The organism is Vibrio sp. 10N.237.312.B06 (assembly GCF_041464685.1).
Taxonomy (GTDB): Bacteria; Pseudomonadota; Gammaproteobacteria; order Enterobacterales; family Vibrionaceae; genus Vibrio; species Vibrio tasmaniensis_A.
In genome coordinates this window covers 1-23,052 of the sequence record NZ_JBFSPI010000086.1, presented here as the reverse complement: position 1 = coordinate 23,052, position 23,052 = coordinate 1, and the positions used below count along the sequence as shown (strand labels likewise).

Here is a 23,052-nt window from a genome sequence, read left to right as displayed (position 1 = left end):
GCTACCGATGTATTGTTGAACGCGAAATGTACAGCAAAGATCAACACGCCCTAATGATTTTGTATTTCAAACTTACTCATACTCGATAGAGAACTTGCAGTGGCACGCATCACATGTTGATGATATATGTGCAGTCGCGAGTAACAATGCACTGTATGAGAGAGCCCCAAGTTTTCAGGACGAACTCGTGGAGTGGTCTAAGGTCATTTATTCCCCATTTCTTAAGTATTTGAATGAAGGGGCGAGCGATTCGGTTTCCTTTGATAAAATAATGAGTACATTAACAGAAGATGGAAAGTCTTTTAATTACTCCCAAACAACGTTTGTCGATTTTGAAGGTGAAGATTTTATTTCTGCAATGCAAGAAAAAGGCTTGGCTCCTGAAAATGCATATTTGTTTATTCAAGGACATAGCTATGCAGATAAAATTGAGAATCTTTGTAGATCACGCGTAGAAGATATTACAAAGCTAATTATAAGTGATCTAATAAAACGGCATGGTGAGAATGCGGGGCAGTTTATTGGTGAATATTGCAATGGTCGTTCAGAACCTCGTTTTTTAGTAAAAACTCAACCAATCACCTGTGACTATTGTATTCCGAAGATTGAGAAAGATATTCAGAATTTTGTTCAGACTTACCATAGTTGATATATATTTTTGAATGATGCAATGCTCCTATATTAGAAAACCTCGCCTAACCAGCGGTTTTTTTCGTTTCTACCGTTTATAACTGACAAAGCACCTCTTTCCATTGTGAAAGTCGGGTGCTTTTTTGTGGGAGTCATATGCAAGATAAACTCAGCTCATTCTCTTCATATCTCACTAGTGGCTTACTAGCTCTTACCAGGGCATTCAGTATCCAAGACTGGGCAGTGGTGATTGGTGTGGTGATGGCATTTGTCACTTACTCCACCAACCGTAGCATTAAACTCAAACGATAACGTCTAAATACTCTAACGGTACTTGGACGAAAGGGCACTACTACCAGAGCGGAACAAGCCTGTTTGAATGTTCAACAGATGGTGTTAATTGGTCTAAAGAAAGTTGCCAATAGAACGAAACTAGGCAGCTATTACTTACTTCATAACAAAAAAATCCAGTGCCTACAAGGCACTGGATTTTTAGTTTTAGCTGACCGTTATTTAGCTTTGGTTTACCGAAAGAGCCTAAGCGATCTCAATCTTCTCAGCTTGGTTCTGCTCTACCATTGATAGTGCTAGCGCTTCTGCAGCCTTAATGCCGTCGATACCAGCAGACAGGATGCCGCCTGCGTAGCCTGCACCTTCACCTGCCGGGAAGAAGCCCTTAAGGTTGATGCTTTGGAAGTCTTTGCCACGTTTGATGCATACAGGAGAAGACGTACGAGTTTCAACACCGGTTAGTAGGCCATCTGGCGTAGAGAAACCTTTGATCTTCTTCTCGAACGCTGGGATTGCTTCACGAATCGCTTCGATAGCAAAATCAGGCAGCGCTTTTGAAATATCAGTCAGGTGGATACCCGGCGTGAATGACGGTTGTACTTCACCGATTTCACTTGGATCGCGACCTTTCAGGAAGTCACCGATTTTCTGTGCAGGGGCATCGTAATTCTCGCCACCTAGAACATAAGCCGCACTTTCTAATTCACGCTGTAAACGGATACCTGCTAGTGCATCACCTGGGTAATCGCGTTCAGGGTCGATCCCCACAACGATGGCGCTGTTTGCGTTACGTTCTGCACGAGAATATTGGCTCATGCCGTTAGTTACTACGCGACCTTCTTCAGAAGTCGCTGCAACCACAGTGCCACCTGGGCACATACAGAAGCTGTATACAGTGCGGCCATTCTTACAGTGGTGTACGAGTTTGTAGTCCGCAGCACCTAGGATAGGGTTGCCCGCGTTCTTACCGAAGCGAGCTTCATCGATCATCGCTTGTTTATGTTCGATACGGAAACCAACAGAGAAAGGCTTAGCTTCCATGTAAACGCCACGTTCGTGCAGCATTTCAAACGTATCACGAGCACTGTGGCCAACAGCCAGTACTACGTGACGAGATTTAATCTCTTCACCGTTAGAAAGCGTCAAGCCAGTGATTTGACCGTCTTCCATGTGAACGTCATCAACGCGAGTGCTGAAACGGATTTCGCCACCTAGCTCAATGATAGAAGCACGCATCTTTTCGATCATGGTAACCAGTTTAAAGGTACCGATGTGTGGCTTACTTACGTATAGGATTTCTTCAGGTGCGCCAGCAGCTACGAATTCTTCGATTACCTTACGGCCGTAGTGCTTTGGATCTTTAACTTGGCTGTATAGTTTACCGTCAGAGAATGTACCTGCGCCACCTTCACCGAACTGTACGTTTGATTCAGTGTTCAGTGTGCGCTTACGCCAGAAACCAAAGGTATCTTTCGTACGTTCACGAACTTCTTTACCACGCTCAACGATGATTGGGTTGAAGCCCATTTGAGCAAGCACTAGGCCAGCGAATAGACCACATGGGCCAAAACCGATAACCACAGGGCGCTCAGTTTGGTTCGCAACCGCTTTAGCCACGAATTTGTACTCCATGTCAGGAGTCACCTTTACGTGCGGGTCGCTAATGAATTGCTCTAACAATTCAGCTTCGTTTTCAACGAGAACATCAAGTGTGTAGATAAGTAAGATTTTTGATTTCTTACGAGCATCATAGCCACGTTTAAAGATATTAAAAGAAAGTACCTGATCAGAATTAATGCCAAGCTTCGCTTCAATAGCGTCTTGAATGGCTGATTCTTCGTGGTCTAGAGGGAGTTTAATTTCGGTTAAACGTATCATTTCGATGTCTCGTCTTTATAGGTGTCTTAGCTAGACCGCTTCTAAACGCAGAGTTTGATGAAAACGCTGATGTTGAAAGAAGCGATAAGCTCACAATGGCGCGCATTTTACGAGAAATTGATTTATCTGTCATACTAATTTGGAAACATGGAGCAAATAGACACGATATTAGAGCCGTATGATGTTGAATTTTGCCTTGGGATGAGTATTATCCTCCATTCTTCAATTTTGACTAACTTATAGAGCAGAGCATCATGGCATTTGTCGTAGGCGATAACTGTATTCAATGTAAATACACAGACTGTGTGGCGGTATGCCCCGCAGATGCGTTCCATGAAGGCCCGAATTTCATGGTAATCAACCCAATCGAATGTATTGATTGTGGTTTATGTGTACCTGAATGCGATGCTCAAGCGATCTTCCAAGAAGATGATCTGCCAGAAGATCAAAAGATCTTTATTGAAGTGAATGCCGAGCTTGCCGAAATCTGGCCGGTACAAACTGAAGTCAAAGCACCGATGGATGAAGCTGAAAAGTGGAATGGTGTCGCTGATAAGTTGGCAATGCTAGAAAAGTAATTGTTGAAAAGAACTCAAATAAAAAGGCGTACTGATTTAATCAATACGCCTTTTTTAATATCTGAGCAGTGTCGACTGGCTCGTTAGCTTATGAAATTTAGCTATGCTGACGACGCATGTTGTCGAGAATAATACCTGTCGCCATTGCTACATTCAGAGACTCTGCGCCACCGAATGCTGGAATCGTAATCTTGTCTGTCACGAATTTAGCGGCGTGTTCACGAATACCGTGAGACTCACTGCCCATCAGTAAAATACCGTTGGCAGTAAATTCCGTCTTATGAACACTTTCACCTTCTAAGAACGCTCCGTAAACAGGCAGGTTCGCTTGCTCTAAGTATTCAGGTAAGTCTGTTTGGCTTACGTGTACTCGGCCAAAGCTGCCCATGGTCGCGCTGATCGTTTTCGGGTTGTATGGGTCTGCACAATCGCTGCTCGCAACGATATGCTCAATGCCATACCAGTCTGCTACGCGAATAATCGTACCTAGGTTGCCCGGATCAGATACACCATCCAGTGCAATCATTAACCCAGTAGCTTTTGGTAATTCAAACGTTGGGATCTCAACAACAGCAATCGCCGCATTGTTACTCACCAAAGTACTCGCTTTGGTTAGGTCATCAAGCGAGGCTTCAACACAATCAAACTCAAACAGTGACGCGTGATTTTCAGATAAGAAATCAGCCGTAGCAAAGACGTTCTTTACGACTAAGTCACTATTGAACAGCTCAAGTACGTTTTTTTCACCTTGAACTAGAAACAGGCCGTGGGCTTTACGTTGTTTCTTTTGGCCCAAAGCACGAAGGAGTTTTAATTGGTTTTTTGAAATCATGTTTTTATCCTAGATATAAGCCCGCGCATTATAGAGCAAAGGTTGGATAACCAAAAGCGTGATAACTCAATGCGATCCACTAAAAAGCAAAAGCAACCCACTTAAAAAATAAAAGCGCACTAAATAGCGCGCTCTTATCTGATTTAATCATCTAACATTAAGCTGAACCCAAGATTAGCTGACCTGTATGATTAATATGGGGCAGGGTAGCGCTTAAACACTGTGTTGATATCGGTAAGGATCTCTTCTGACAACGGTTTGCTGAACGCTGCTACGTTCTCTTTCAGTTGTTCCATGGTGGTTGCGCCAATAATAGTGGAGGTGACACCATCAACTTGATTACACCACGCTAAAGCTAGTTGGCTCGGTGTAAATCCGTGAGCGTTCGCCACTTCGACATATCCTTTTACGGCTTCATTGGCAGACTCAGTGTCGCGGAAAATGCCTTTACGCTGCATGTAAGTCCAACGGCTTCCTTCTGGTCTCGCACCATCAATGTATTTGCCACTCAGCATGCCCGCAGCTAACGGTGACCATGGTAGGTAGGCGACGTCTTCGTGCACACAGTTTTCAATCAAATAAGGCCAGTCTTTCGCGTGCAGCAGGCTAAATTCATTCTGAATAGAGACCATTCGCGGTAAATCATGCTTCTCACTGAGTTTAAGGTAAGTGTTAATGCCCCAAGTGGTGTCATCAAACAAACCAACATGACGGATTTTTCCGGCTTTAATGCAGCTCGCTAGTGCTTGGAGGATCTCTAGCATCTCCGCTTCATGCTGCTTTCGGTCGATATCACTGAATCGAATATGATTCGGGAAATGCTTGCCAAAGTGAGGCGTCGTTCGGTTTGGCCAATGCAGTTGGTAAAGGTCGATATAGTCCGTTTGTAAACGCGCTAGTGAAGCGTCAACCGCTGCAATTACAACTTCCCCCGTGATTGGCCCACCATCTCGAACCCAAGGCAATCCCGGACCTGCAATTTTGCTGGCGATGATGACTTCTTGGCGGCGCTGCGGATTGCGAGCTAACCAGTTACCTATGATTGCTTCCGTTTTACCGTAGGTGTCTGGAGACGGTGGTACTGCGTACATCTCTGCGGTATCGATAAAGTTAATACCTTGGCTTAGCGAGTATTCGATTTGTTGGTCAGCTTGTTGTTGCGTATTTTGCAGCCCCCAAGTCATGCTGCCAAGGCAGATTCGGGAAACGGGAATTTGACTACTTCCTAGTTTTGAGTATTCCATTAAATTCGGGGTTCCTGTAGTGAGGCTCGTTAGTGCTCGCAGTGTGGATATTGAAAAAGGGCGAGTGAGGAATGAAAACGAATATAAATTATTAGCACAAAATGGCAACACAGGGTATGGCTTGGGCAAGTTTAGTGAATCATTTCTCATTGCAACAAATGAGTCTGCTTGATGATTGAGAAGCAACATACAAAAGACGCGATAGATAACAAGGTGTTAATAGATCAGGCGCCTGAATGAAGCTGCATTGGGATAGGAGAAAGGTTCAGAGACAAAAGAGCTCTACATCAACGAGAAGTAGAGCTCTTTTTTAGGGGTTCTATAAACAAGTTCTGAGTATTGATTAAGTTACGAGGTCGCGTTGGTGTCAAAACCACCTTGAGATTGCGCCTGTCTTAGAGCTTCCTGCCTTTGAACTTCTTTCTCAGTTAATACTGGTTGAAGCGTTTCCTCAGAGGCTTGAGGAGAGAAAATGAAATATTTATTAATCGTCATAACTGTGTCTCTGTGTAACGTATGACAGATTCTGCATCAAGGATAAATTGTGATCATCATCCACTTTGTACTTTTTTTAGGCTGAGAGCGGAGGGCGTAGAATGCGTACAAAGCGATCGCTTATCATCCGTATGCAATGTTGAACTGACGAAACCCTCTGTTTTCAAGTATAGGAAGCGCATCTAATTTCGCACAACAATGATTTAGAGCAATTACATACATGGTCAGGGGCGTAAGATGAAAAGCCTCGCGACTGACTCTGCGTACGTATTTGTCTAAAAATACATCGCTTATCTATCTTAATAATTAGGTCAGTAAATCAATTACTTAATCCATGGTGAGATGAATTATGGAAAAGCTTGTAGAACGTTTCCTGAATTACGTTACTTTTGATACTAAATCCGATCCTTCTAATCAGCAATGCCCAAGTTCACCGGGTCAAATCACGTTTGCTGAAGCCTTAAAGTCAGAATTGATCGCATTAGAGTTAGTTGATGTTTCTTTAGATGAAAATGGCTATTTGATGGCGAAATTGCCGTCGAATGTCGATTATCCAGTGCCTGCCATTGGCTTTGTGGCGCATATGGATACCGCTCCTGATGCTTCAGGAGCAAATGTGAAACCACAAGTGATTAAAGATTACCAAGGTGGAACGATTGAATTAGGTGAAAGTGGCGAGAGTTTGAACCCAAGCCAATACCCAGACCTTGATTCTTTACATGGTCACGACCTTATTACGACTGACGGCACAACTCTGCTTGGTGCCGATAACAAAGCGGGCATCGCTGAAATCATCAGTGCGATTGCTTACCTGAAAGCGAATCCAGACATCAAACATGGCGACATCTGCATTGGTTTCACACCGGATGAAGAGATTGGCCGCGGTGCGAACCTGTTTGACGTTGAAAAATTTGGCGCCGAGTGGGCGTACACCATCGATGGTGGGCCAGTAGGGGAGTTGGAATTTGAGAACTTTAATGCCACGAGCGCTGATGTTATCTGTCATGGCGTGAACGTTCACCCAGGTACCGCCAAAGGTAAAATGGTGAACTCAATGAACATTGCAGCGCAATTCCAACTGATGATGCCTGCGCAAGAAACACCAGAGTGCACAGAAGGTTATGAAGGTTTTTACCACCTGAAGTCGGCTGAAATGGGGGTGGCTCGCTCTGAACTGGGATACATCATCCGTGATTTTGAACGTGAGGGTGTAGAAGCGCGTAAGGCATTCATGCAACAGAAAGTGGATGAGCTGAATGAGCGTCTTGAGAAAGGCCGTGTTGAGCTGGTGCTAACCGATAGCTACTTCAATATGAAAGAGATGGTTGAACCGCATCAACATATTATTGAATTAGCGAAGCAAGCGATGATTGAGTGCGATGTTGAGCCAATGATCAAGCCTATCCGAGGTGGTACAGACGGTGCTCGCTTATCTTTCATGGGGCTACCGTGTCCGAATATCTTTACTGGTGGCTACAACTTCCACGGTATTCACGAGTTCATTACCATTCAAGGCATGGAACAAGCGGTAGAAGTGATCGTGAAACTCTCTCAACGTACCGCTATTCACTATCAAAAATAGCCGCCTAAAACGCGATATATCTTTGTATTTTTGAGAGTATTCATTAATACTCTCTTTAAGCATAAGGGAGTACGCGATGAAAAAGTTAGTTTTACTTTGCACCCACTTAGCCGTGGGTGCTTTTGGTTTTGGGCTTGGTGTCTATGCACTACCTATCTTGATTGAGCCTGATTCTCCTTCCTCAAGTTCTGTTGAAGCGATCAGTCAGCAGGCGATCTATACAGGTGAGTTCACCAAAGACCGACAAGACAGTGACTTTTTGCATTGGGGAGAGGGCATCGTCTCTGTCTCTGAAAGTGCGATAGCTTTTGAAGGTGAATTGGCGCCGGGGCCGGATTATAAGGTTTACCTATCACCTAAGTTTATTGAAACCGAACAGGCATTCAATGACAGCAAGAGTGAGTTACTGAGAGTCGGAGATGTAAAAACATTCGACCGATTTATGGTTAACCTCCCAGAAGGTACTGATCTTAATCGATTTAATACCGTTGTGATTTGGTGTGAAACTTTTGGCCAATTTATTACTTCTGCCAAGATAAAATGATAGCCTTACTAGGGCGTGTTGATCTTTCGAACAAAATTTAACCGCGAAAGGTCAACACGCCCTAATAGCTGATAAAAGCATGAAAAGGAGCGCTCTATTTTTGAGTGCTTTTTTATAATGCGTTTATTGGATTGAGTCAGTCGCTGTAAAGCTCATCGCTTTAATGCTCGTCGTTATAAAGCTTAATTGTTGTAATACAAAGGAATAAATAATGGAAAAGATGTGGCAAGTAATAGATTTCTTACTCGCTAATAAGTTTATTTTTAGTGTGCTGATCATCTGCATTATATTAATAATCCGACGAATCACTTTGTCTCGAATCCGTGGTGATGTCGCTTTTCTTAGTGAAGACCAACGTAACTGGATGTCACGTACCAAAAACGGCACATTCGCGATTATTGTTGTGACGTTATTCGTGCTGTGGAAATCCGAAATCAGCGAATTTGCGCTGTCTGTTACCGCTATTGCGGTTGCGATAGTCGTGGCTTCAAAAGAGATCATTCTCTGTTTTACTGGCTCTATTCAGCGTGCGAGTTCTCGCTCATTTCGAATTGGTGATTGGATTGAAGTGGGCAAAATCAGCGGTGAGGTGATTGAGCACAACTTGATGGCGACTGTGATTCAAGAAATCGATTTGTATCATGGGCAATATCACTTCACTGGCAAGACTGCCACGCTGCCTAATAGCATGTTCTTCACTTATCCGGTAAAGAACCTCAACTTCATGAAGCGCTATGTTTATCATAACTTTTTTGTGACGGTGAAAGACTTTGTAAACCTATACCCTATGGTGCCGGGTCTTATCGTGAAAATTGAAGAGCATTGTGAAGAGTTTATCGATGTTGCCCGTCGTTACAATGGTGTGATTGAGAAGCACGCTGGCGTTGACCTTCCTGGCTCTGAACCGCACATTCATATCACGAGCAGCTCAACGGGTGAGCAAGAAGTCCACTTTATGATCTTCTGCCCGACAGAGAAAGCGATTCACCTTGAACAGGATATCCGTAAAGATTTCATGGAAGCTTACGCGTTGGCATTTCCCTCAAGTGACTAATACGATGCTGGAAGCTAACAAGTCCGAATAAAAAGAAAGCCGAGAGCGATAATATCGACTCTCGGCTTTTTTGTATTTGAGATCTAGACTTAGACTTTGAGACCTAGCGTTAGAGATTAATCTAGGTCAGCGAGTGGCAACCAGTCTACTTCTACACCAGCTTGCTCAAACATATCTTGGCTTATCTTGATCTTATCTCCCCAGCGAGAAAGGAAATCTTCACTTTGCTCTGGGCAATGTACCGCTGAAATTCCCGTTTGGATGATTTTTGCTGCACAGTTCGGACAAGGGAAGTGAGTGACCCAAACTTCACAACTGTCTAAATCACGTTTAGCAAACAAGATTGCATTTTCTTCAGCGTGAAGTGTCTTGAGGTATTTCATCTCGCGATCGTCAGTATCCGCACTATCAGACACGCCATGTGGGTAGCCATTAAAGCCAACTGAAACAATACGGTTGTGCTTAGTGATGACGGCGCCGACTTGAGTTGAAGGATCTTTACTCCAAGAACCGACCAATTCCGCCATTTGATAGAAACGTTTAGCCCATTTTGAAATCATGAGAATTCCTTAACAATTAAATGTGAATGCTTATCTGTCTGACAATACATGATGTTAGACAATATCCATAGAGAACAAAAGCTGAGAGGTTGATTTACTTAGAAATTGTAACGCGTTTGTAATTACTTTATAAGCACTTAGTTTCAATTAACATATTGATACACTTTGGTTCGTTATAATTGATATTCCTCGGACAATAGTAACGGGTGTGTTACGTAAATTTTATACTGTTCAAATACTAACAAGTGACGGTATAACCATGCGTAAAAAGTTGATCCTTACGGCTCTTGCAAGCTCTCTTATTCTTGCTGGATGTGGGCAAGATGCTCAAAATGCCAAGCAAGCGCCTCTACCTCTCGTAGCTGTACAGGATGTTAGCGTTGTTTCTCACCAGCAAAGTAAGTCGTACATCGGTCGTATTGAAGCCGTTGAAGACACGGCTATCACAGCGCAGGTTTCTGGCTATCTACAAAGCCGTCATTTCAATGAAGGTCAAATGGTCGAAAAGGGCCAATTACTGTACTCCATTGAACCCTCTTCATTTGAAGCTGAAGTAGCAAGCGCAAAAGCGTCTGTTGCTCAAGCGAACGCGAACCTTAAAAAAGCCGAGCTTGATTTTAACCGAGGTAAGAACCTTCTCCCTAAGGGGAGTATTTCTCAATCGGAATTTGATGCATTGACAGCAAACTTATTGGGTTCTCAGGCACAGCTTGAAGCAAGTCAAGCGCAGCTCAATGCAGCCAATGTTCAGCTTTCTCATACCAAAATTATTGCGCCTTTCTCTGGACGAATTAGTGACACCAAAGTGAGCACGGGTGACTTGGTTTCACCGTCGTCAGGTGTATTAACTACGTTGGTTAGCCTAGATCCAATCCATGCATCGTTCAGCATCAGTGAGCGTGAGCGTATTGAGCTGGGTATGGATCGCATCGAAGGCGACGGCAGCAGCGATTCTGCAGGTGTTGAAGTTCAGATCATGCTTGAGAATGGTGAAGCGTTCGAACATCTAGGTCAGCTTGATTTCTTGGGTAACCGTATCAACCTCAATACTGGTACGATCGCGATGCGTGCAATTGCTGATAACCCGAACCAGCAATTACTTCCAGGCCAACACGTTCGCGTTGATCTACGTGAAAAGCAATCTATTGATGTTGTGACTATTCCGCGTCGTGCGGTTCAAACCGACCTAGAAGGTGACTTTGTGATGGTATTGGTTGAAGGTGAAGCCGCACCAGTTGCTGAGCGCAGAAACATTGAGATGGGGCGACAAGTTGAAGGTGGTGTGATCGTTCATTCTGGTCTAGAGAAGAACGACGCAGTGATCACTCAAGGCCTACAGCGTGTACGTAATGGTATGTCTGTTCGTATTCAAGCTTCTGCTGAACAAGCTGAGTAAGGGGGCTATTTATGTTAAGTCGTTTCTTTATTCAAAGGCCTAAGTTTGCCCTTGTCATATCCATAATATTAACGCTGGCGGGTGCGATCTCTCTCGCTATTTTACCAGTGGCCGAATATCCAAAAATTAGCCCACCATCGGTCAGTGTGTCGGCATTCTACACGGGTGCCAGTGCTGAAGTGGTGGAACAGGCGATAGCCGACCCCATAGAGACATCGGTGAATGGCGTAGAAGATATGATCTACATGTCTTCTAAAAGTGCTAATGATGGTTCATACAACCTTAATGTGACCTTTGATGTCGGTACTGATGCAGATATGGCTCAGGTCAACGTTCAGAACCGCGTTGCTCAGATCGAATCGAAACTTCCACAAGAAGTAAGAATGGTGGGTGTAACGGTCAAGAAGCGTTCTCCTGACTTGCTGATGGTCTTGAACTTCTACTCGCCGAACGGAGAGTACAACGACCAATTCCTGATCAACTACGTGAACTTAAACATTAAAGACCAATTAGCTCGTGTAAAGGGCATCAGTGAAGTTAACGTGTTGGGTGGTGGTGAATACGCGATGCGTGTTTGGTTAGATCCTGAAAAAATGGCTAACCTCAATATAACTACCTCTGATGTGAATCGCGCTTTGGCGGAGCAGAACGTTCAAGTCGCAGCTGGCCGTATTGGAGCAGCGCCTTATAACAACGCGCAAGAAGTGCAATTCAACTTGGTAACAAAAGGCCGATTAGAAACGGCTGATGAATTTGAAAATGTAGTGCTTCGTGCAAATCAAGACGGTTCAACGGTTTATTTAAAAGACGTTGCACGTGTTGAGCTAGGTAAAAAGTTCTACGAGGGTAACGGTAAATACCGTGGTCAAGACGCTTCAATCGTAACGCTGTCTCTTCAGTCAGACGCTAATGCGCTGGAAAGTGGTAAAGCAGTCATGGCGATGCTAAACAACCTAAGCAAAAACTTCCCTGAAGGCGTTGCTTACGAGGCGAGTTATGACACCACACTTTTTGTTGCTGAGTCGATTAAAGGCGTAGTTAAAACACTCATCGAAGCAATTTTGCTGGTTATCGCAGTAACGTACTTGTTCTTGGGCAGTGCCCGTGCAACCTTGATTCCGGTGGTTGCGATTCCGGTATCTTTGATTGGTACTTTTGCGGTCATGCAGATGACCGGCTTTACCATCAACACAGTAACCCTGTTTGGTTTGATTTTGGCGATTGGTATCGTAGTAGATGATGCGATCTTGGTTATCGAGAACGTAGATACTACGATGGCCAAAGATCCTACCATTTCACCGCGAAAAGCAACGCTTATCGCAATGAAAGAAGTCACGGGGCCAATTGTTACCTCAACCTTGGTTCTGTTAGCGGTATTCATCCCAGTAGCGATGCTGCCAGGTATTACCGGCATCATGTATCGTCAGTTCGCTCTGACTATCTGTATCGCGGTTGTGATCTCTTCTATTAACGCTCTAACGCTGTCGCCAGCATTGTGTTCATTGGTTCTTAAGCAGGGCGGTGGTAACACAGCACGTTGGTACCAAGCGTTTAACCGTGGTCTTGAATCAGTAACCAACAAATACGGTCAAATTGCAGGCTTCCTTGTGAAAAAGGGTGTTCTGCTATTTACCTTCTTTGTTGTGGCGCTAGCGGCGGTAACTTACTTCGCGAAAACCACGTCGACGGCTTTCGTACCTCAAGAAGATAAAGGCATTTTGCTGGTTAACGTGCAGCTTCCTGACGCGGCATCGCTGTCTCGTACAGAAGATGTGACAGAGCAGTTACTAGAGATGGTTGAGCAAGAGCCGGGCGTTGATGGTGTGACACTGGTTAACGGCTATGCATTCATGACGGGCGCTTCAGCTTCGAATGGTGCGTCGATGTTCATCAAGCTCCACGATTGGGACATGCGTAACGCACTGGACGGTCAACATTCAGCGCAAGCTATCTCACAACGTATTAACGGCCGAGCGGCAACAGAACTGCCTCAGGCGATTGTATTTGCAATGGGACCTCCAGCCGTACCGGGCATGGGTGCTGCGTCTGGTTTTGAGTTTGTTCTCGAAGATACATTAGGTCGCAGCCGCACTGATCTGGCGATGGTAATGAATGACGTGATTGCTGAGGCAAACAAACAGCCTGAGATTTCACATACCTTCAGTACCTTCCGCGCCAATGTACCTCACTACTATGTCGATATTGACCGTGAGAAAGCGCAACAGCTAGGCATTCCCCTATCGGAAATATTCCAAACGCTACAAGGGAATCTTGGGTCAATGTACGTGAATGACTTCACCATGTTTGGTAAGAATTTCCGTGTCACCATGCAAGCGGACAGTGAACACCGTAGCAGCATGGATGACCTACAACGATTCCACGTGCGTTCGTCTAATGGCGAGATGATCCCGTTAAGCACATTGGTGACTTACGATCAGATCTTTGAACCAGACGTAGCATGGCGTTACAACATGTACCGCAGTGCGGTGATTCAAGGCCAACCAGCACCGGGTTACTCAAGCGGTGATGCGATTGCTGCAATGGAACGTGTCGCAGCTGACGTGCTGCCTCAAGGCTACCAGTACGAATGGACAGGCATGGCTTATCAAGAAGTATTGGCAGGCAACCAAGCGATCTTTGCTTTTGCACTGGCTCTGATCTTCATTTATCTGTTCATGGTGGCGCAGTACGAGAGTTGGACAATCCCTATAGCGATTATCTTAGTGGTACCGGTTGCAACCTTAGGTTCTTTCTTGGCGCTGAACCTGACAGGCACACCGCTGAATCTCTATGCACAAATTGGTTTGGTTCTCTTGATAGCTTTGGCCGCGAAGAACGCAATCTTGATTGTGGAATTCGCAAAGGTTGAGCGTGAAGAGAAAGACGCACCGATTGAAGATGCGGCGGTGAAGGGCGGTACGCTGCGTTTTCGTGCTGTGAACATGACGTCTTGGTCATTCATTTTAGGTATATTCCCGCTTATCTTCGCTGCGGGTGCTGGTCACGTGAGTCAAAACTCATTGGGTATTTCTCTGATTGGTGGCCTGCTATGTGTGTTGTTAGCGGGTACGTTCCTAATCCCTGGCTTCTATGCATTCGTGCAACGTAAGCGTGAGAAGGCACACGGTGGCAATACCAAGTTGATTCCACTGGACGATGAATAGAGAAGTTAGTGTCTTGTAGGATGAGCCCTTTACAAGGTTTCTCCTTGGTAATTAATTTCTTGTAAAAACGAAGGCTTAGCATTGTGCTAAGCCTTTTTTATTCCACTTGTGAATAAAGAATCTGTTTATATAATGAAATGTTTATTATAAGGTAGAGTTAATACTCCAATTAAAGATCTCCAATAAAATGGTGTTTTATTCTTAGGTTGTTGTTTTTGTTGGATATATAAGTGTTCGGCTAACACTTGTATGCTCGAAAGTATTTGCACAATAGTGTGAAGTGTTTCAAAATTACCAAGTTATATTGAAATATTTTGTGCATTGAGGTTCTTATGAAAGTCATTGATTTATTTAAACACCGAGGCGACAGCGTGTCTTCGCAACACTCAGAGTTTATGCAATGGATGTCTCCAGCTCTTAGAGATTACTGGGGAGACTTTCTGAATCGCACGCAAAATAGTCATTTCTTTGCGTGGGTTCGTGATCACCACAAACCTGCTGTCAATGAAGATGCGCCAGAGATGCCTGTCGAACCACAGATCGTACTTAAGCCAGAAGCACAACTTGTATTTGATGAGCTTGAACAGCAGATCGGTGAAGTGATCCATACTGGTGATTGGATCAATGTAAGCCAAGACAGAATCAACCAGTTTGGTCTCGTTACTGAAGACATGCAGTGGATTCATACAGAGCCTTCTAAGGCTGAAACAGATTCTCCGTTCAAAACAACCATTGCACATGGTTTTCTGACTTTGTCTCTGCTTCCTCGACTGACAGACAGTGTTGATCCTGACAAATCTCAATTCCCAACGGCGAAGATGGTTGTAAACATTGGTCTTAACCAAGTACGTTTCCCATACCCTGTAAAATCGGGCAGTAACGTTCGCGCAAAAAGTACGCTAACAAAAGTAACGCCAATTAAGAAAGGCCTAGAGATTGAACGCGAAATCCGTGTAGAAATCGAAGGCATCCGTCGTCCTGGTGCTGTGATTGTTTCGGTGATTCAACTTCACTTCTAGAGCTTTTTTATAAGTAGAATTGCTTTTAGCGAAGATTATAGATTCAAAAAAAGAGAGAGCTTAAGGCTCTCTCTTTTTGTTTTTGTCTATCAAGGCGATATCATCAGCATCCTAACAACATCACAAAAGTCGTTATCTTACTTGATACGCGTGTAGTTACTTAATGTGTTTGTAGCTACTTAATGCGTTTATAGTTACTTGATGCGCGTGTAGCCGTACTCTTCGATAAGATCTTGCCCTTGTTTTGACTTCACGAACTTAATGAAATCTTTGCTCTCGTCAGAAACTGATTCAGTTTTGTGCAGCAATAAGAATGGGCGAGCCAATTCATAACTGTGGTTGGCGATGTTCTTAGATGTCGGCTCAACGCCTTCAAATGTGATTGCTTTGATCGAACGGTCGATAGAGCCAACAGAGATGAATCCAATCGCATGTGGGTTATGGTTAACAATCGTTTTTACCATGCTGTTGCTGTTTACAACCAAGTTATTTGGGTTGATGTCAGACACTAGACGGTCGTTAATGATTTTTGTCAAACCAAGTAAGCTCTCGAAGCTGTAACGTGAACCAGAAGAAGCTTCACGAGTTACAACTGCGATAGGTTGATCCGCACCACCTATGGCTTTCCAGTTTGTGATTTTTCCTTTGTAGATATCGAATAGCTGTTCACGTGTAACGTTGCTTACACCGTTTGAACGGTTAGTCACGACGGCTAGGCCGTCAAAGGCAATTGGAAATACCTTCAATTTTTCGCCCTGTTCGCGGTCAGTTAAGTAACGTGAGCTCATACCAATATCAGCGACACCTTTATTGACCATGGTAATACCCGCTGTAGAACCGATGCCCTGAACCGCAATATAGTTATCAGGGTGAGTCTTGTTGTACTCCTCAGCCAATACATCCATCACACGTGATACCGAAGTGGAGCCCGAAATATTGGTTTCTTGTGCAAAAGCAGCGTGAGAAGACAGGGCTAAGGATAAAAGAGAGGCAAGCGCGACTCGTAACATAAACAACTCCTAATTAATAACATTTGCCGGCTATGATAGGTCGGTTATATGACAATTTTGTGAAATTCTATCCGCTCAATGTGTCGCTATTAGCTTGATGAGTGAAAGCTAGTTGGGTTTACAAAAGCAGGATTCGTTTCTGGGAGCAGGACGGATATTTTGTTTGCACTAGTTCGCTAAAATGTTGGTTGAGTCCTAAGCTAAACAAAGGAATTCACTACTTAGAAGTTTCTATGAAGTTACAAGGGGTGTTATGTCCGTCATTCATATCGAACTGAATCGTCTTTTAATTGGAGCTGAGAAGCTCTGTACATCTAGAAATCGCAGTTTACCTGTCGAGCTAGGCAAATCCCTTTATGAAGAGTGTGAGGGTGGTGTGCTGTTTTCTCAGGCTCATTATCTGCTCGACTCATCTCATAGCGATTACACAAATGAGATCGCCTGCGTTAGTTTTGATGAGTCACTGTCATGTTGGTTGGTAATGGTGCCGTTAGAAGGTGATGTAGAAACCGATTCAGTAAATTGGGGGCCTTATCCTTACTTACCTCAATCGAAGGATCTTGATGCTATTTTGTCTGAAATAGAAAAAGACCCTAAATCGTACTTCTGGTCGTGATTATTCTGTTGAGATGTTTGCGAGGGGCTTGATACCTAAAACGAACAACTTTTTTTTAACTCACCACATTACAACCTATCTGAGTCACTAAAAACAGTCTACGTTAATAAAGCTTATCTGCGTCAGTAAAACGATCTATGTTACTAAAACTATCTGCATCACTATAAATGATGGATGTCACTTCAAATTATGCCAATAAGATTGCGTAGTTATACCAATCACAGTGAGTAAGTGATCAGTGATTTACTACGATTGGTATTAATAAGATTGTGAAACCAAAGACCGGAAATCTTTTGGTGTTTTGCCGTGATAGGTTTTAAAGGCGGTACTAAAATGCGCCGCACTTTTAAATCCGGATTCATAAGCAATTTGAGTAATCGATTTGTTCGATGTTCTGAGCTGTGTGGCTGCGTGGGCGATTCGCTTTATCTTCAAGAGGTTTGAAAACGAAAGGTCTTCCGCCGATAAACGGCGTTTAAGTGTGGCTGGTGACATCCCCATATAGCTGGCTAGGGTATCGAGTGAGATATTATTTTCTATATTCTGTTCAATGTAATGGATGACCTTTTGTGTCACCGTCAATCTAGAGATCCGGCTAATAATCGCTAATAGTTCCGGATACTGCTCAACCATTAAAGACAGCAAACCTAAGCCTAGTTGGGTGAGTGCGTAATCATTCTGAGTCGATGAATTGGCCAGAGACATGATGAGCTCTTTCAATTGGCATATTTCGGTATCCGTTTGATTGAACTTAATGTACTTATCTGGAGTTTGAGTGGATTCTAAATCACTGAACTGATTTATGAACTTTTGGAAAATTGCCAAATCAAAATCTAAGCAAATCGCACTAAACTCACCATTTTCAGTGTCGACCGTGATGTCTTTAATCTGACCAGAATTGTAAAGCGTGAAATCTCCCGCTTTTAACGAGGCTTGGGTGCCATTGGGCAGCATAAAAGATATGCTTCCTTTCGATACCATAAAGATACCGTTTTTAGAGGCGGGGTAGCGTTCGCGTTTCCTGGGAATAAAGTTTCTGAATTGAGTGACCGTGATTGATGGCATAGTGAGCTTCTTTGGCGTTGTAGATTAATTGCTTTTTTTAGTATTGTTTAAGCATGAGACATTTACAAAAAAGGCGCTAATAATTAGCGCCTTTAGAAGTAAACCTATCAGAAATTAGGCTTCGGTTTCATTTGTCGTTTCAGGCCCGCTAGGCAAGTCCGCAAAAACTTGTGTAGGTTTTGCTACCAAGTTACGGTTTTCCTGATTAACTTCTGAGAGAACTACTTCTAAAACGTCTCCCAGTTTGTATACCATTTCTTTATCGATAGATACAGTACCCATATCACCGTTGCACTCTATTCTCTCTTTATTATCAAGAATGAGAGAGCCAGGGATAAACGCCGCTGCACCATTGTCAAGTAGGCGTACACGCATACCTGCGCGGTTAATATCGAAAATCTCTGCTTGGAAACGAGTTTCTTCAACTGGAGCGTTCGCTAGAGTACGAGCATACAACCAATCGCCAACGTTACGTTCAGCCATACCGTGGTGACGGCGGTGCAGGGCAAGTTCATCACCAATGGTTTCGTCTGGTGTTTGAATTGGCGCTTTACCTAGGATGTGTGCTTTAAGCATGCGGTGGTTAATCATGTCACCGTATTTACGAATTGGAGAAGTCCAAGTTGCGTAAATGTCTAATCCCATTGCGTAGTGCGGCGCAGGTTCATTGCTGATCTCGCTGTATGCTTGGAATTTACGAATACGGTTGTCGTAGTAGCTGTTGTCTAAAGAACCTAACCAACGACGCAGAGTAGCAAAACCTTCCAGAGAAACGATCTGCTCTTCTGTAAACGGCGTCTCTGCTTCTGGGTTAACCAGCTCCAGAACGTCTGTTAATTTCTCAGCTTTAAAACCAGAGTGACAGTTAAAGACACCTTGGTTAAAGCTTTCTTTTAATACTCGACCTGCACAGATGTTCGCGCTGATCATAGACTCTTCAACCAACTTGTTTGCGCTACGACGCATGTCCGCGTGGATAGCGACAACATCGTTGTCTTCGCTAAGTTCAAAGCGGTAGTCAGGACGATCTGGGAACACAACAGCATTGGCTGAGCGCCATGCTGAACGCGCTTGTGCGAATTGGTGAAGATCAGAAACAATTGCAGCAATCTCTTCTGACGGTTGCCATTTCTCTGATGCACCTGTTTCTAGCCAGTCTGATACGTGGTCGTAAGCAAGACGAGCGTGAGATTTTATGTTTGCAGCGAAGAAGTTAATGTCATCACCGATAACACCATCTTTAGATACCGTTACTGTGCAGCAAAGTGCCGGGCGAACTTCGTTCTCTATGAGTGAACATAAGTTGTCAGCTAGATCGCGAGGCAACATTGGGATGTTACGACCAGGCAGGTAAATAGTGAAACCACGCTCGCGAGCCACTTTATCCATTGCATCATCTGGAGAGATGTAAGCGGTAGGATCAGCAATTGCGATAGTCAGTTCAAAATCACCGTTCTCTTTCTTCTTAGCGTAAAGCGCATCGTCCATATCTTTTGTGCTTTCGCCATCGATAGTCACAAAAGGGACGTGAGTCATGTCTACACGTTCAAGATCAGCGTCGTCTTTGATCTGCCAGTCGTCGATGCCTTCAGGTTCGCTGTTTGGTAGGTCATTTTGCGCTAGCGTTACCCACCAAGGCGCGATTTTGTCGTCAGCGTCTGTGATTTTCTCAGAGATCTGAGCTAAGAAGCCGTTGTCACCTTTTAACGGGTGCTGAACGATATGAGCAACAACCCAGTCGCCTTCTTTAAGCGTTTCAGGGTTCAAACCCTTCTTTGCTTTCGCTTTAAGCTGCAGTTTTTTCAGTTGCGGGTGATCTGGAACAACGTTCAATCGACCTTTGAAAAGCTTAACTCGTGCAATAAAACGAGTTAGACCCTGTTCAATCAACTCCTCTGGCTCTGCAACTTCGCGCTCTTTCTCAGTGCGAATGATGGCAATCACCTTGTCACCGTGCACACATTTTTTCATGTACGGCGGTGGGATGAAGAAGCTAGTTTTGCTATCGACTTCGAGAAAACCAAACCCTTTTTCAGTGGCTTTGATCGTACCTTCCTTTTTAGGGAGAGTTTCTTGGATTTGCTGTTTGAGTTGAGCGAGTAGAGGATTATCTTGAAACATTTGACTTTTATCTATCGAGGACAATTGAGCACACTATAATCATTGCGAGGCTTGATTACTACTTAAAGGCGAAGTGAGCGTAAATTAATTGCCCTCTTATTTAACTAGGTCAATTTGCTAGAAGTTTGGTGCTGTGACGAGATGTTCATCAAGTTTTGACGATATGATAGCCAGTGTTGATGTAAAACCGAAAAATATGTGATGTATTTCAATTTTTTCTGGCTTTTTTTATGCATTTAAGGAATAATCCGCCTCCCTTAGACGTCCCTAATGGCTTGAAGTGTTTTATTACTGCTTCGTAACTCTGAATGGAATCAGTATCTGATTGGATCAGTATTGGAATTGATAGAGCTCCCGGGACCTTTTGTTTACTTATATATAGTGGGATCCCAATGTCCGAATCTGTAATTCAATTTAATGAATTAGCCCTAAACGAAAACATTCTTTCAGCTCTTGATAGCATGGGTTTCGTTTCTCCGACTCCAATCCAAGCAGCAGCTATTCCTCTTCTTCTTGAAGGCCGTGACGCACTAGGTAAAGCACAGACTGGTACTGGTAAAACAGCAGCATTCTCTCTGCCTTTACTTAACAAAATCAACCTGAACCAACATAAACCACAAGCAATCATCATGGCTCCGACTCGTGAGCTAGCGATTCAAGTTGCTGCGGAAATCAAAAACCTAGGCCGTGATATCAAAGGTCTTAAAGTTCTTGAAATCTACGGTGGCGCTTCAATTGTTGACCAAATGCGCGCTCTAAGCCGCGGTGCTCACATTGTTGTTGGTACTCCAGGTCGTGTTAAAGACTTACTAACTCGTGACCGTCTACACCTAGATGAAGCACACACATTTGTTCTTGATGAAGCAGATGAAATGCTAAAAATGGGCTTCGTAGATGACGTTACTTGGATCCTAGAGCAAGCTCCAGAATCTGCACAACGTGTACTTTTCTCTGCGACTATGCCTCCAATGGTTAAGACTATTGTTGACCGTTACCTACGTAACCCGGCTAAAGTTGACGTTGCTGGTACTAACCACACAGTTGACAAAGTAGCGCAGAACTACTGGGTTGTTAAAGGCGTAGAAAAAGACGAAGCAATGTCTCGTCTTCTTGAAACTGAAGAAACTGACGCGTCAATCGTATTCGTACGTACTCGTCAAGACACTGAGCGTCTAGCTGATTGGCTATCTGCTCGTGGCTTCAAAGCTGCTGCACTGCACGGTGATATTCCTCAGTCTCTACGTGAGCGCACTGTTGATCACATCAAACAAGGTGTTATCGATATCCTAGTTGCAACTGACGTTGTAGCACGTGGTCTTGATGTTCCACGTATCACTCACGTATTCAACTACGACATCCCATTCGATGTTGAATCTTACATCCACCGTATTGGTCGTACTGGCCGTGCTGGACGTAAAGGTAAAGCGATTCTACTAGTTCGCACTAACCAAATTCGTATGCTTCGCACTATCGAGCGTGTAACTAAGTCTCAAATGGAAGAAATCCAACTTCCACAACGTGACGAAGTTGCTGCTGCACGTGTTGCTAAGCTTGGTGCTGAGCTTGAAACTGAGAAAGAGAGCAAAGCTCTAGAAAACTTCGCAGGTTTAATCTCTACTCTGCAAGAATCTCTAGAAGTTGATGCTGCTACTCTTGCTGCAATGCTTCTTAAGCGTCAGCAAGGTAAGAGCCCTCTATTCTACGTTGGCGAAGACCCAATGATCGCTGCTATTGAGCGTGATAAGAACCGTCGCAAAGAGCGTCGTGAAGATCGTGACAATGGCCGTGACGGTGGTGGTCGTAACTTCAATACTCAAGATTGGGATACGTACCAACTACAAGTTGGCCGTGAGCAAGGCGTTCAGGTTAAAGACATCGTTGGCGCACTAGCAAACGAACTAGGCCTAACTAAAGGTTCTATCGGTGCTATCAAGCTAGACCAAGGTTCTACTTACGTTCAACTGCCAAAAGCAATGAACTCTGAAACTGCTGGTAAGCTAAGCAAACTTCGTATTCGTCAAAAAGAAGCTGGCGCTGTAGTTGTTGATTTCAACGACTTCCGTGAGCCTCGTCGTGGCGGCGGTGGTCGTGATGGCAACCGTGGCGGCGGTCGTGGCGGTCGTGATGGTGGCGGCTACCGTGGTAACCGTGAAGGCGGTAATCGCGAAGGTGGTAACCGTGAAGGTGGCAATGGCGGTCGTGGTGGCTACCGTGGCAACCGTGACGGCGCACGTGATGGTAACTCTGCTGGTGGCCGTGATGGCGAACGTCGCTTTGACCGTAACCGTGGTGGCGATCACCGTGGTAACCACCGTGGCGAACGTGGCCATGGCAACGCAGCAGGCAATGGCGGCAACCGCGGTCGTCGTCCAGAGCGCAACGAAGGTTAATCAACCTTTAGTTTTAAGTGAAACTTACAAGCCAAGTGCTTATAGGTGAATAGCTTAAATAGCGAATTTAAAAGCCGAGCTTAGTGCTCGGCTTTTTTGTGCCTACTATTTGAACTTAAGCTTTGGTTAGTTCTATATATTCGGCAGCTTACTTCAACTAAACGTCGTCCCTATATCTAATGTTAGCGCCTAAACTTAGCTGTATCGCGTTCTAAGTCTATATTGAAATAACGTGCTACAAGATACTAAAACAATGAGTGAAGGCTATCTAAGCGACGTTACAGTTCATTTATTCGTAGAGTTGTACTCGAATGCAATTAAAAGAAGATCGGATTTCGTCGTTCACTATTCCCAACTCTTGTGATCTTTTTGATGCAAACATTGAGCAATTGAGAAATCGAGCAAAAAGTTATCGGCAATGATAAGCAGAGAAAAGGGAAGGGGGCTAGGGGAATACGTGCATTGGTTCGATTCACTCTAGTTAACTTAATCGAGTAGAAATTAGGGCGTGTTGATCTTTCGAGCTGGTTTTTGCAGCGAGTTGCTGGGTATTTATACAAGGCAGAGGCTTTGATGTGTAGCT

General features: G+C 44.1%; 19 protein-coding genes. 11 read left to right on the top strand and 8 right to left on the bottom strand.

What is annotated here, in order from left to right; genetic code table 11:
• Positions 1–187: 187 nt before the first annotated feature.
• Positions 188–649, top strand: coding sequence for a hypothetical protein (locus AB6C75_RS18940; protein ID WP_372108688.1), 462 nt, complete (start codon positions 188–190; stop codon positions 647–649).
• Between the two features lie 137 nt (positions 650–786).
• A complete protein-coding gene (locus AB6C75_RS18935; RefSeq protein ID WP_372108686.1) occupies positions 787–942 on the top strand; it encodes a hypothetical protein in 156 nt (51 codons plus the stop codon).
• Between the two features lie 225 nt (positions 943–1,167).
• Here AB6C75_RS18935 and AB6C75_RS18930 read toward each other — a convergent pair whose 3' ends face one another.
• Positions 1,168–2,799 carry an NAD(P)/FAD-dependent oxidoreductase gene (locus AB6C75_RS18930; RefSeq protein WP_372108684.1) on the bottom strand — a complete coding sequence of 544 codons (1,632 nt, stop codon included), beginning with the start codon at positions 2,797–2,799 and terminating at the stop codon, positions 1,168–1,170.
• Between the two features lie 254 nt (positions 2,800–3,053).
• Between AB6C75_RS18930 and fdxA the strand changes: the two genes are divergently transcribed.
• Positions 3,054–3,377, top strand: coding sequence for a ferredoxin FdxA (gene fdxA / locus AB6C75_RS18925; protein ID WP_009844780.1), 324 nt, complete (start codon positions 3,054–3,056; stop codon positions 3,375–3,377).
• Between the two features lie 97 nt (positions 3,378–3,474).
• Here fdxA and AB6C75_RS18920 read toward each other — a convergent pair whose 3' ends face one another.
• The 3 genes from AB6C75_RS18920 to AB6C75_RS18910 form a co-directional block, all read right to left on the bottom strand.
• Complete coding sequence (locus tag AB6C75_RS18920; protein ID WP_372108682.1) at positions 3,475–4,209, bottom strand: RNA methyltransferase; 735 nt, start codon at positions 4,207–4,209, stop codon at positions 3,475–3,477.
• 191 nt (positions 4,210–4,400) lie between these two features.
• Entirely contained in the window at positions 4,401–5,453 is a 1,053-nt protein-coding gene (locus tag AB6C75_RS18915) for an aldo/keto reductase (protein WP_372108680.1), read from the bottom strand.
• 348 nt (positions 5,454–5,801) lie between these two features.
• On the bottom strand, positions 5,802–5,948 hold the full coding sequence (locus tag AB6C75_RS18910) for a hypothetical protein (protein ID WP_009844784.1): 147 nt from the start codon (positions 5,946–5,948) through the stop codon (positions 5,802–5,804).
• Positions 5,949–6,297: 349 nt separating this feature from the next.
• On the opposite strand from AB6C75_RS18910, the gene pepT reads away from it, so the two are divergent.
• The 3 genes from pepT to AB6C75_RS18895 all read left to right on the top strand — a co-directional run bounded on the left by pepT (position 6,298) and on the right by AB6C75_RS18895 (position 9,128).
• Positions 6,298–7,530, top strand: a complete 1,233-nt coding sequence (pepT, locus tag AB6C75_RS18905; RefSeq protein ID WP_372108678.1) for a peptidase T — start codon at positions 6,298–6,300, stop codon at positions 7,528–7,530.
• Between the two features lie 76 nt (positions 7,531–7,606).
• Complete coding sequence (locus tag AB6C75_RS18900) at positions 7,607–8,074, top strand: DM13 domain-containing protein (protein WP_017098691.1); 468 nt, start codon at positions 7,607–7,609, stop codon at positions 8,072–8,074.
• A 211-nt stretch (positions 8,075–8,285) separates the two neighbouring features.
• Positions 8,286–9,128, top strand: a complete 843-nt coding sequence (locus tag AB6C75_RS18895) for a mechanosensitive ion channel family protein (protein WP_009844787.1) — start codon at positions 8,286–8,288, stop codon at positions 9,126–9,128.
• Between the two features lie 116 nt (positions 9,129–9,244).
• On the opposite strand, the gene AB6C75_RS18890 is transcribed toward AB6C75_RS18895, so the two are convergent.
• Positions 9,245–9,688 carry a dCMP deaminase family protein gene (locus AB6C75_RS18890; protein WP_004731749.1) on the bottom strand — a complete coding sequence of 148 codons (444 nt, stop codon included), beginning with the start codon at positions 9,686–9,688 and terminating at the stop codon, positions 9,245–9,247.
• A gap of 259 nt (positions 9,689–9,947) precedes the next feature.
• Between AB6C75_RS18890 and AB6C75_RS18885 the strand changes: the two genes are divergently transcribed.
• From AB6C75_RS18885 to AB6C75_RS18875, 3 genes are all read left to right on the top strand, one after another.
• Positions 9,948–11,084: an efflux RND transporter periplasmic adaptor subunit gene (locus AB6C75_RS18885; protein WP_009844788.1), complete on the top strand. Its 1,137-nt coding sequence runs from the start codon at positions 9,948–9,950 to the stop codon at positions 11,082–11,084.
• A gap of 11 nt (positions 11,085–11,095) precedes the next feature.
• On the top strand, positions 11,096–14,248 hold the full coding sequence (locus AB6C75_RS18880; protein ID WP_372108675.1) for an efflux RND transporter permease subunit: 3,153 nt from the start codon (positions 11,096–11,098) through the stop codon (positions 14,246–14,248).
• Between the two features lie 332 nt (positions 14,249–14,580).
• Positions 14,581–15,267, top strand: a complete 687-nt coding sequence (locus tag AB6C75_RS18875; protein WP_009844790.1) for a MaoC family dehydratase — start codon at positions 14,581–14,583, stop codon at positions 15,265–15,267.
• Between the two features lie 194 nt (positions 15,268–15,461).
• On the opposite strand, the gene AB6C75_RS18870 is transcribed toward AB6C75_RS18875, so the two are convergent.
• Complete coding sequence (locus AB6C75_RS18870) at positions 15,462–16,277, bottom strand: phosphate ABC transporter substrate-binding protein (RefSeq protein ID WP_009844791.1); 816 nt, start codon at positions 16,275–16,277, stop codon at positions 15,462–15,464.
• A gap of 253 nt (positions 16,278–16,530) precedes the next feature.
• Here AB6C75_RS18870 and AB6C75_RS18865 point away from each other — a divergent pair, with 253 nt between their 5' ends.
• A complete protein-coding gene (locus tag AB6C75_RS18865) occupies positions 16,531–16,893 on the top strand; it encodes a DUF3024 domain-containing protein (protein WP_012600988.1) in 363 nt (120 codons plus the stop codon).
• A gap of 258 nt (positions 16,894–17,151) precedes the next feature.
• On the opposite strand, the gene AB6C75_RS18860 is transcribed toward AB6C75_RS18865, so the two are convergent.
• Positions 17,152–17,958 carry an AraC family transcriptional regulator gene (locus AB6C75_RS18860; protein ID WP_017099793.1) on the bottom strand — a complete coding sequence of 269 codons (807 nt, stop codon included), beginning with the start codon at positions 17,956–17,958 and terminating at the stop codon, positions 17,152–17,154.
• Between the two features lie 114 nt (positions 17,959–18,072).
• Positions 18,073–20,079, bottom strand: a complete 2,007-nt coding sequence (gene rnb / locus AB6C75_RS18855) for an exoribonuclease II (protein WP_372108672.1) — start codon at positions 20,077–20,079, stop codon at positions 18,073–18,075.
• 308 nt (positions 20,080–20,387) lie between these two features.
• Here rnb and AB6C75_RS18850 point away from each other — a divergent pair, with 308 nt between their 5' ends.
• Positions 20,388–22,469 (top strand): DEAD/DEAH box helicase, encoded by a 2,082-nt coding sequence (locus AB6C75_RS18850; RefSeq protein WP_032554996.1) that lies wholly within the window; start codon positions 20,388–20,390, stop codon positions 22,467–22,469.
• Positions 22,470–23,052: the final 583 nt, after the last annotated feature.

What these genes read in the sequence shown, in the direction of transcription:
- AB6C75_RS18865 (WP_012600988.1), top strand. Translation starts at nt 16,531, where the DNA reads ATGTCCGTCATTCATATCGAACTGAATCGTCTTTTAATTGGAGCTGAG.
- AB6C75_RS18900 (WP_017098691.1), top strand. Translation starts at nt 7,607, where the DNA reads ATGAAAAAGTTAGTTTTACTTTGCACCCACTTAGCCGTGGGTGCTTTT.
- pepT (WP_372108678.1), top strand. Translation starts at nt 6,298, where the DNA reads ATGGAAAAGCTTGTAGAACGTTTCCTGAATTACGTTACTTTTGATACT.
- AB6C75_RS18915 (WP_372108680.1), bottom strand. Translation starts at nt 5,453, where the DNA reads ATGGAATACTCAAAACTAGGAAGTAGTCAAATTCCCGTTTCCCGAATC.
- fdxA (WP_009844780.1), top strand. Translation starts at nt 3,054, where the DNA reads ATGGCATTTGTCGTAGGCGATAACTGTATTCAATGTAAATACACAGAC.
- AB6C75_RS18935 (WP_372108686.1), top strand. Translation starts at nt 787, where the DNA reads ATGCAAGATAAACTCAGCTCATTCTCTTCATATCTCACTAGTGGCTTA.
- AB6C75_RS18880 (WP_372108675.1), top strand. Translation starts at nt 11,096, where the DNA reads ATGTTAAGTCGTTTCTTTATTCAAAGGCCTAAGTTTGCCCTTGTCATA.
- AB6C75_RS18920 (WP_372108682.1), bottom strand. Translation starts at nt 4,209, where the DNA reads ATGATTTCAAAAAACCAATTAAAACTCCTTCGTGCTTTGGGCCAAAAG.
- AB6C75_RS18860 (WP_017099793.1), bottom strand. Translation starts at nt 17,958, where the DNA reads ATGCCATCAATCACGGTCACTCAATTCAGAAACTTTATTCCCAGGAAA.
- AB6C75_RS18895 (WP_009844787.1), top strand. Translation starts at nt 8,286, where the DNA reads ATGGAAAAGATGTGGCAAGTAATAGATTTCTTACTCGCTAATAAGTTT.
- AB6C75_RS18885 (WP_009844788.1), top strand. Translation starts at nt 9,948, where the DNA reads ATGCGTAAAAAGTTGATCCTTACGGCTCTTGCAAGCTCTCTTATTCTT.
- AB6C75_RS18890 (WP_004731749.1), bottom strand. Translation starts at nt 9,688, where the DNA reads ATGATTTCAAAATGGGCTAAACGTTTCTATCAAATGGCGGAATTGGTC.
- AB6C75_RS18930 (WP_372108684.1), bottom strand. Translation starts at nt 2,799, where the DNA reads ATGATACGTTTAACCGAAATTAAACTCCCTCTAGACCACGAAGAATCA.
- AB6C75_RS18875 (WP_009844790.1), top strand. Translation starts at nt 14,581, where the DNA reads ATGAAAGTCATTGATTTATTTAAACACCGAGGCGACAGCGTGTCTTCG.
- AB6C75_RS18850 (WP_032554996.1), top strand. Translation starts at nt 20,388, where the DNA reads ATGGAATCAGTATCTGATTGGATCAGTATTGGAATTGATAGAGCTCCC.
- rnb (WP_372108672.1), bottom strand. Translation starts at nt 20,079, where the DNA reads ATGTTTCAAGATAATCCTCTACTCGCTCAACTCAAACAGCAAATCCAA.
- AB6C75_RS18870 (WP_009844791.1), bottom strand. Translation starts at nt 16,277, where the DNA reads ATGTTACGAGTCGCGCTTGCCTCTCTTTTATCCTTAGCCCTGTCTTCT.
- AB6C75_RS18910 (WP_009844784.1), bottom strand. Translation starts at nt 5,948, where the DNA reads ATGACGATTAATAAATATTTCATTTTCTCTCCTCAAGCCTCTGAGGAA.